7 protein-coding genes and 1 other annotated feature are annotated in these 7041 nt (G+C 52.6%); of the genes, 1 reads left to right on the plus strand and 6 read right to left on the minus strand.

The window, feature by feature from the left end:
* Nucleotides 1-84: 84 nt before the first annotated feature.
* The 6 genes from trpS to WKI47_RS20080 all read right to left on the minus strand — a co-directional run bounded on the left by trpS (nucleotide 85) and on the right by WKI47_RS20080 (nucleotide 5937).
* The gene (trpS, locus tag WKI47_RS20055) at nucleotides 85-1071 is read right to left on the minus strand and encodes a tryptophan--tRNA ligase (protein ID WP_340228964.1); all 987 of its coding nucleotides are present in this window, start codon (nucleotides 1069-1071) and stop codon (nucleotides 85-87) included.
* Nucleotides 1072-1151: 80 nt separating this feature from the next.
* Nucleotides 1152-1413: a binding site (T-box leader), on the minus strand.
* 79 nt (nucleotides 1414-1492) lie between these two features.
* Nucleotides 1493-1981 (minus strand): hypothetical protein, encoded by a 489-nt coding sequence (locus WKI47_RS20060; protein ID WP_340228954.1) that lies wholly within the window; start codon nucleotides 1979-1981, stop codon nucleotides 1493-1495.
* Complete coding sequence (locus WKI47_RS20065; protein WP_340228955.1) at nucleotides 1971-3758, minus strand: sensor histidine kinase; 1788 nt, start codon at nucleotides 3756-3758, stop codon at nucleotides 1971-1973. Before WKI47_RS20065 ends, WKI47_RS20060 begins: the two co-directional genes overlap by 11 nt.
* Nucleotides 3759-4445, minus strand: a complete 687-nt coding sequence (locus tag WKI47_RS20070) for a response regulator transcription factor (protein ID WP_340228956.1) — start codon at nucleotides 4443-4445, stop codon at nucleotides 3759-3761.
* 77 nt (nucleotides 4446-4522) lie between these two features.
* Complete coding sequence (locus WKI47_RS20075) at nucleotides 4523-4996, minus strand: hypothetical protein (RefSeq protein WP_340228957.1); 474 nt, start codon at nucleotides 4994-4996, stop codon at nucleotides 4523-4525.
* Between the two features lie 89 nt (nucleotides 4997-5085).
* Nucleotides 5086-5937, minus strand: coding sequence for a LysR family transcriptional regulator (locus WKI47_RS20080; protein ID WP_340228958.1), 852 nt, complete (start codon nucleotides 5935-5937; stop codon nucleotides 5086-5088).
* Nucleotides 5938-6059: 122 nt separating this feature from the next.
* Between WKI47_RS20080 and WKI47_RS20085 the strand changes: the two genes are divergently transcribed.
* A complete protein-coding gene (locus tag WKI47_RS20085) occupies nucleotides 6060-6890 on the plus strand; it encodes an alpha/beta hydrolase (protein WP_340228959.1) in 831 nt (276 codons plus the stop codon).
* Nucleotides 6891-7041 lie beyond the last annotated feature (151 nt).

The raw sequence follows: 7041 nt of genomic DNA on the forward strand, positions 1-7041 counted from the left end.
TAGTGGGTTTACGTTTGGCCGAAACGCACACGGGTCTAGTGCGTTTCGGACGAGCGTAACCTTACATTCTATTGATACAGAGTACTAGTCGAATGTCACAAACCCCATCGCTTTTTTCGCCGCCAAAAGCGTTTTGCCCGCTTCTTCGTTGGCTTTGCGCGCGCCGCGCTTCAAAATTTCGTCCAATTCGGCGGAGTTCACGATTTCGTGGAAACGTTGTTGAATCGGTTCCAGCTTGGCGATCACCACTTCGGCCAGCTCTTTTTTGAAAGCCCCGTAGCCTTGTCCGTCGAAACGGCGCTCCACGTCTTCGGTCGATACTTCGCCGAATAACGAATACAGCTCGATCAGATTGCTGACGGCCGGTTTGGACTCCCAATCGTAACGCACCTGTCCGTCGGAATCGGTCACGGCGCGGGAGAATTTTTTGCGGATCGCGGCAGGCTCGTCCAACATCAGGATATAACTGGCTTTGTTCGGATTGCTTTTGCTCATCTTCTTGTGCGGATCGTCCAGTCCCATCACCCGGGCGCCGATGTCCTGCACGATCGCTTCCGGGACGGTAAACGTAGTGCCGAAGCGGCTGTTGAAGCGGTTCGCCAGATCGCGGGTCAACTCCAAATGCTGCGTCTGGTCTTCGCCTACGGGGACATGGGTTGCCTGATACAGCAAAATGTCCGAAGCCATCAGAGCGGGATACGTGAACAACGAGGCGCTGACGCCTTCTTTGCCGTCCGATTTTTCTTTGAACTGCGTCATCCGATTCAGCTCGCCGAAATGGGCCTGCGTCTCCATGATCCATCCCAATTCGGCGTGCGCCGGAACTTGCGATTGCAGGAAAATGGTCGCTTTTTCCGGATCGATGCCGGCCGCCACGTAATACGCCGCGATCTCGCGCGAACGTTGATGCAATTCTTTCGGGTCCTGCGCGACGGTGACGGCATGCAGGTCCGGCACGAAAAAGAAACTGTCGAACTCGTGCTGGTATTTGACGAATTGGCTGAGCGCGCCCGCGTAACCGCCGATATTGAGGTCGCCGCTCGGTTTGATGCCGGACAAGATGCGTTTGATTGGACTCATAGTAATCTCTCCTTGGACTCTATTGAACAATTACCCGGATACGGAACGCAAAAAAGACACTCCATCCCTGTAAAAGGGACGAAGTGTCTGTATACGCTCCGCGGTACCACCCGAATTTCGGCCTTGCGGCCGCTCTTGGACCCGTCAAAACGACTAACGGGGTTCCCGAGATAACGGAGGGAAGCCGTCGGCGCCTACTGGCCGCAAGTCGCGGCGTTCGGACCGAAGCGAATGGACCCATTCGCGAAACATCGTCTTGCCGGACCTTGCACCGATCGCCGGCTCGCTGAGAAGACTCCTGTTTTCGCTACTTTTTCCATTCCTAGCTTTTTATATGGGTAGTCGTTGTAGGAAAGTGTACCCGATTCGCCGGTAAAAAGCAACTTTGCGTCATTTCTTTTCTCGCGCCGATCTATTTCAGCACGATCCGTTTGGCCCAGGTCAGGCGCTGATCGTTGTCGTTGACGAACACGAAAGAAATTTCGCCTTCTTCGCCTTTGCGCTCGTTCGCGTACAGGAAGCCTGAATATTGTCCGTCGCCGCTGATATAAAAGCCGTCTCCGCCGCTCGCCCCGTTTTCCCTCGCTTGCTCGTACGTCGCGACGACAGGGTCGCCTTTGCCTTTCCATAACATTTCGCGCAGCGCGTATCCTTCGGGAATCTTTTTGAAAGAAAAGGTCAAACCTCCGTTCTCGATCGGCATTTCGGTCTGGTCGAGCACAACCAAAATTTGCGAATCTTCCGGCGCCGCAGCCGAACTTGTCTCATCCGACGAAGCGGCGGTAGCGGAATTTTCGGTTGCTTTTTCTGTCGATAAAGTCTCTTTCTGTCCGCAAGCGCTTAAAACAAGCATCCCGGCGATCAAGATGCAACCTGCCAGTGGATAACGTCTATTCTTCATCTTCCCTCTCCTTTTCAACGGATGAAGCTTCGCGCAATGTAAAACGAAAAGCGACACCCTTCTCCGTATTTACCGCCTCGTATTCGCTTCCGTGCAATTCCAAAACATGTTTGACGATCGCAAGCCCCAACCCGGTTCCGCCTGAGCGGCGGTCCCGGGAACGTTCCGCTCTGTAAAACTGCTCCCAGATCCGCTCCAGATCGTCCTGCGGAATCGGATCGCCGTCATTTTCGATCACGATTTCCGCGAACCCGGAATCCAGGCGCCGCAACGAAACCCGAATCTCCCCCGCTTCCCGCGCATGTCGGACCGCATTACTGAGCAGGTTGATCAGCACCTGATCGATTCTGCGCGGGTCGGCAACCACACGAAGCCGCAACTCGCCGATCAGACGCACGTTCAGCTGCCGGTTCGCGATCTGTTCCGTCAATGCGTCCAGCAACGATCGCACATGAACGGCGATATCGAGATGCTCCGTTTTGAGCTTGATTGCTTTGGCTTCGAAACGGGAAAGTTGGAGCATGTCCATAATCAAGGCGTTCATGCGATCCGTCTCGCCGACGATCAGCTGCAAATAACGTTCGCGCTTGTCCGCGGCCACGTCGTCTTGCAATCCTTCCGCGAACCCTTTGACGATGCCGAGCGGCGTTTTCAATTCATGCGAGATATTGGCGATCAATTCTTTGCGCAATTGTTCCGCCCGGACTTTCTCTTCGACTTCGCGTTCCAGTTCCGTATTCGTGGCGGATAGTTTTTGCAGCGCCGCATCGAGGTTATGACCCAAAGTATCCAGGTTGCGCGACAATTCGCCGAACTCGTCGCGCGAGCGAATCGACCGGCCTTCGTCCGGCGTGAAATCCAGCGCCGCCATGCGCGACGACGTTCGGCTAAGGCGAATCAGCGGACGGGACACGAGCCGAGAATAAACAAACGACAGCAACAGCAGGACCGCAACGACGACAGGCGCAAGAAACAGGAAGTAGCGTTGCAGCATCCCGACCGCTTCGCCCAACGGCTGAAGAGACGCCAACGCAAACGCATATCCCTCCGAACTCCCTTTTTCATTTACGATCGGAACCAAGACGCGCAAGTAAGAGACTCCGCTCCATTCGTCTCTCCATTCGCTCGTCAGCATCTCGCCGGCAGCCAAACGCGGTTCGATGTCCGAAAATTCGGCATTGCGCCAATCGGCCAACGCTTCGTCGATTCGCGTATTGGCGTAAAAAGGATTGAAATCCTGATTCTCCGGCAGAATCAGCTCGGTGATCGTTCCCGTTACCCGCGCAAGACCGCTTTGAGGTTGAGCCGTATCGCTTTGCAGCGTTACGGGCTGCATCAGCGTGTCTTGCTCGTCCATGTAGATCCCGTCCGCCGCCAGCTTTTGCCCGACGCGAAGACCGGAAGGCACATCCGAAACCGTCATGCCTTCCGAAGACAAAAGCAGCGTGACGCTTTTTCCTGCGGACGTCCGTAACGCGATCAAATACGGATCAAGGCTGCGGCGCTCGAAATCAAGATTCAAAATCGCCAGCGAAGCTTGATTTTCGTTCGTGAATCGCCCGAGAACCCGCGCTGTCGCGACAGGATCGTTTCCCGCCACCGCATATTGTCCGCTAAAATCGAGCATGCTCTTTTCCAAATCGCCGGTCTTTACCGTTTGATAAAAGCGTTCGAAAAACAAACTTTGCGCCAGCAGGATCAAAGCGAAGATACTCAACGTGACCAGCGACGTGACGACAAACAGTTTGAACACAATACCGACCTTTTTCATCTTCATTCAACTCTCGTTTCCGGGCTCGAACTTATATCCCGTGCCGATCACCGTACGGATCAAGCGCCCTTCTTCGCCCAGCTTGGCCCGGAGTTTTTTGATATGGGTGTCCACCGCTCGGGTATCGCCGTAATAGTCTATTCCCCAGACCGCATTCAGAATCTCATCGCGTTCAAGAACTTTTCCTATATGGCGCGTGAGCAGGATCAGCAGATCGTATTCTTTGGGTGACAGCGTGATCGTTTCGTCTTCCACTTTCACGGTGTGTGCTTGGCGGTCGATCGTCAGTTTTCCGTAAACCAATTGATCATCCTCGCGTCCGAGAGTGCCTTCCGCCCGTTTAAGTAACGCCGAAGCGCGGGCTACAAGCACTTTCGGGCTAAAAGGCTTGGTCACGTATTCGTCCGCCCCCAGCTCGAAGCCCATGATCTGATCGTCATCGTCCGCGCGCGCCGTGATGATAATGATCGGAACGCCGGACTTTTTGCGCACGCGCCGGCAGACCGACCATCCGTCGATCTCCGGCATCATGATGTCCAGCACGATCAGATCCACTTCATGCCGCTCGAACAGTTCCAGCGCTTCGCGCCCGTTGTCCGCTTCGAGCACATGCCATTGTTCTTTTTTAAAATAATCCGTCATAAACTCGCGCATCAGCACGTCGTCTTCGACCAGCATAATCGTTCTTTTCATAAGGAATGCACTCCGTATCTTGCGGATTGGCTTTGCCTTCTCATGCTAACCGGAGAGCGTTGCGCTGTCAAAAGCCTTTATTTGTTGATCGCGTACACGCTCAGTTTTCCGTCCAGCACGCCGAACCACATCTGTCCGTCTCCGAGCATGACCCCTTTCCAATTCGCGAACAATTCGTCTTCCAGCGCGTAAGCGAGCGTACGTTTGATTTCGGGCGTCATGATGGAATCGTATTTGGCGATAAAACGTGCCGACGTGCGGAATTTGTACGTTTTGCCGTTCGTGTTCACGTTCAGCGGATAATTCATCATCGAAGCCACCGTTTTTTTATCGTTTTTGGCTACGGCTTGTTGAAGGTTGAAAAAGAACTCGTGAAACTCTTTCGGATCGTCGATGCCGGCGACTTCCAACCGGTTCGCCGACTGGGCCGCAACCTGGGTCGGAGCTTGAATACCGTTCGACGCCGCTTGTGCCGGTAAAGCCGCCGCCGCGGAAGAACCGATCGTTGCCGCCGTAAAAGCAAGACTCAAAATCAATGTGGATGTTTTCATTGTAAATGCCTCCTGTGTGATTGGGATATTCCCAGTATAGAGGCGCGATGTGTAGTCGGCGTGTACGTCGCATGTCTTTTTGCGGATCGTCAGCGCGACGCGATGTAACGCAAAAACGTTCGGACGGCGGGCGATAGTTCGTCCCCTTTGCGCGTCGCCGCATAGAGTTGCCGGAAGATCGGAGGTTCGAGCGGCAGCGACTTCACTGACGATACCAGATTCGCCGTTCCTTCGGGAACGATCGACAACCCGATGCCCTGCGCGACCATTCCGATAATAGACAAGGCATGTTTGAGTTCGTATTCGATATGCGGCGAGACTCCGGATTTTTCGAAAAGAGGGAGCAAAACTTGTTCGCATCCATCCATCGGCAAGATCAACGAGCATCCATCCAATTGCTGAAGCGTCATTCTGCCTTGAGCCGGGTCCGGAAAATCCAAAGCAGCAATCGCGACATACCGGTCTTCGAAACATAAACGGGAATCGAATTTTCGGCTTTCATACGGAAGAAAAGCCAGATCATACTCGCCCAGACTCAATCCGCGTTCGATCTCGGCATATCCGTCATCTTGGATCGAGACGGTGATTCCGGGATGTCGTTCGCGGAAAACGCGCAGAAGATTCGGCAAAATCCCGGCAGTCAGGCTCGGAAACGAACCCAAACGGATCGAACCTCTTTTCAATTCGTGCAATTCGTCCGCGATCTGTTGAATACGGGCTTGCGTCGCAACGAGCGCATGCACATGAGGCATCAACTCTTCGCCGATCTCCGTCAGCTTCACCGCGCCGCCCCGCCGCAAAAGCTGCACGCCGAGTTCTTTTTCCAAAGATCGCACAGAATGGCTGACCGCAGGCTGGGAAAGAGAAAGTTGTTGCGCCGCTTTCGTGAAACTTCCGGTAGCGACGACGGTTTGAAAAACGAGATACGCATGTATGGACATAAAAACTCCTTTCTCGGTCAGGTATTCACTTTCTTTATAATGGGTATTCAATATATTCATTTTACTAATGATAAATCCGTACGTAAAATAACTTCCATGACAAAAACTAAGGAGGGGATCGAGTGGAACGACATGCATTGCATTCGGAATTCAAATCGAGCTACGGGACGGTACGCTATGGCATCCGGGGAAACGGAACTTCGATCGTGCTTGTGCACGGCACGCCGTGGTCCTCGTTCAACTGGCGGCATCTAATCAGGGAGTTATCTCGCGAGTATAAAGTCCATTATTACGATCTGCTGGGTTACGGTCAATCCGAGCAAGCGGAAGATGCGGACGTGTCATTAGGCATTCAAAATAAAGTGTTAAGCGAGCTGTTCGATCACTGGAATCTGGAGAACCCGATCTTGATCGGTCATGATTTCGGCGGAACCACTGTATTGCGTACCCTTCTGCTCAATCGGCGCACGGCTTCTCACGCGATTCTGATCGACCCCGTCGCGATCGGTCCGTGGGGTTCCCCTTTCTTCGCTTACGTTAAACAGCACGAATCCGTATTTGCGGGTTTGCCTGGGTATATTCATGAAGCGATCGTATCGGCCTACGTACAAAACGCGCAATATCTTCAGATGGACAAAGAAACGTTACACGGTATCTTGCGACCCTGGCTCGGCGATTCGGGACAACATGCCTTTTACCGACAGATTGCTCAAGCGGACCATCTGTACACGCAAGAGATCGAATCCAGATATGGCGAGATCGAGATTCCCGTTCTGCTTATATGGGGAGAACAAGACGAATGGATTCCGATCGAAAAAGGATTTGCGCTTGGGGAAAAAATGGACGACGTTACTTTTGTGACTATACCGGAAGCCGGACATTTGGTTCAGGAAGATGCGCCGGATATTCTTGTTCGAGAAATAAATCGTTTTTTGAAATCTCAGGAGATCTGAATTTCTGAAAAAGTTTTATGAAAAAATAAAAGGTTACAGTAATTTTATTATGTTAAATTAGGAGTTTGATAGGTGAATAAAGGGATAAAATGGATATTTAGAATGTGGGAAAGTGGTCGTACCAACAGTGTTTGATCGATTTGAGGGTAAA

Origin of the sequence: Saccharibacillus sacchari (assembly GCF_037722395.1) — a bacterium.
Taxonomy (GTDB): Bacteria; Bacillota; Bacilli; order Paenibacillales; family Paenibacillaceae; genus Saccharibacillus; species Saccharibacillus sacchari_A.

Bases quoted from the DNA above. Each gene is read 5' to 3' on its own strand.
- WKI47_RS20080 (WP_340228958.1), bottom strand. From the start codon at position 5,937: ATGTCCATACATGCGTATCTCGTTTTTCAAACCGTCGTCGCTACCGGA.
- WKI47_RS20075 (WP_340228957.1), bottom strand. From the start codon at position 4,996: ATGAAAACATCCACATTGATTTTGAGTCTTGCTTTTACGGCGGCAACG.
- WKI47_RS20065 (WP_340228955.1), bottom strand. From the start codon at position 3,758: ATGAAGATGAAAAAGGTCGGTATTGTGTTCAAACTGTTTGTCGTCACG.
- WKI47_RS20070 (WP_340228956.1), bottom strand. From the start codon at position 4,445: ATGAAAAGAACGATTATGCTGGTCGAAGACGACGTGCTGATGCGCGAG.
- WKI47_RS20060 (WP_340228954.1), bottom strand. From the start codon at position 1,981: ATGAAGAATAGACGTTATCCACTGGCAGGTTGCATCTTGATCGCCGGG.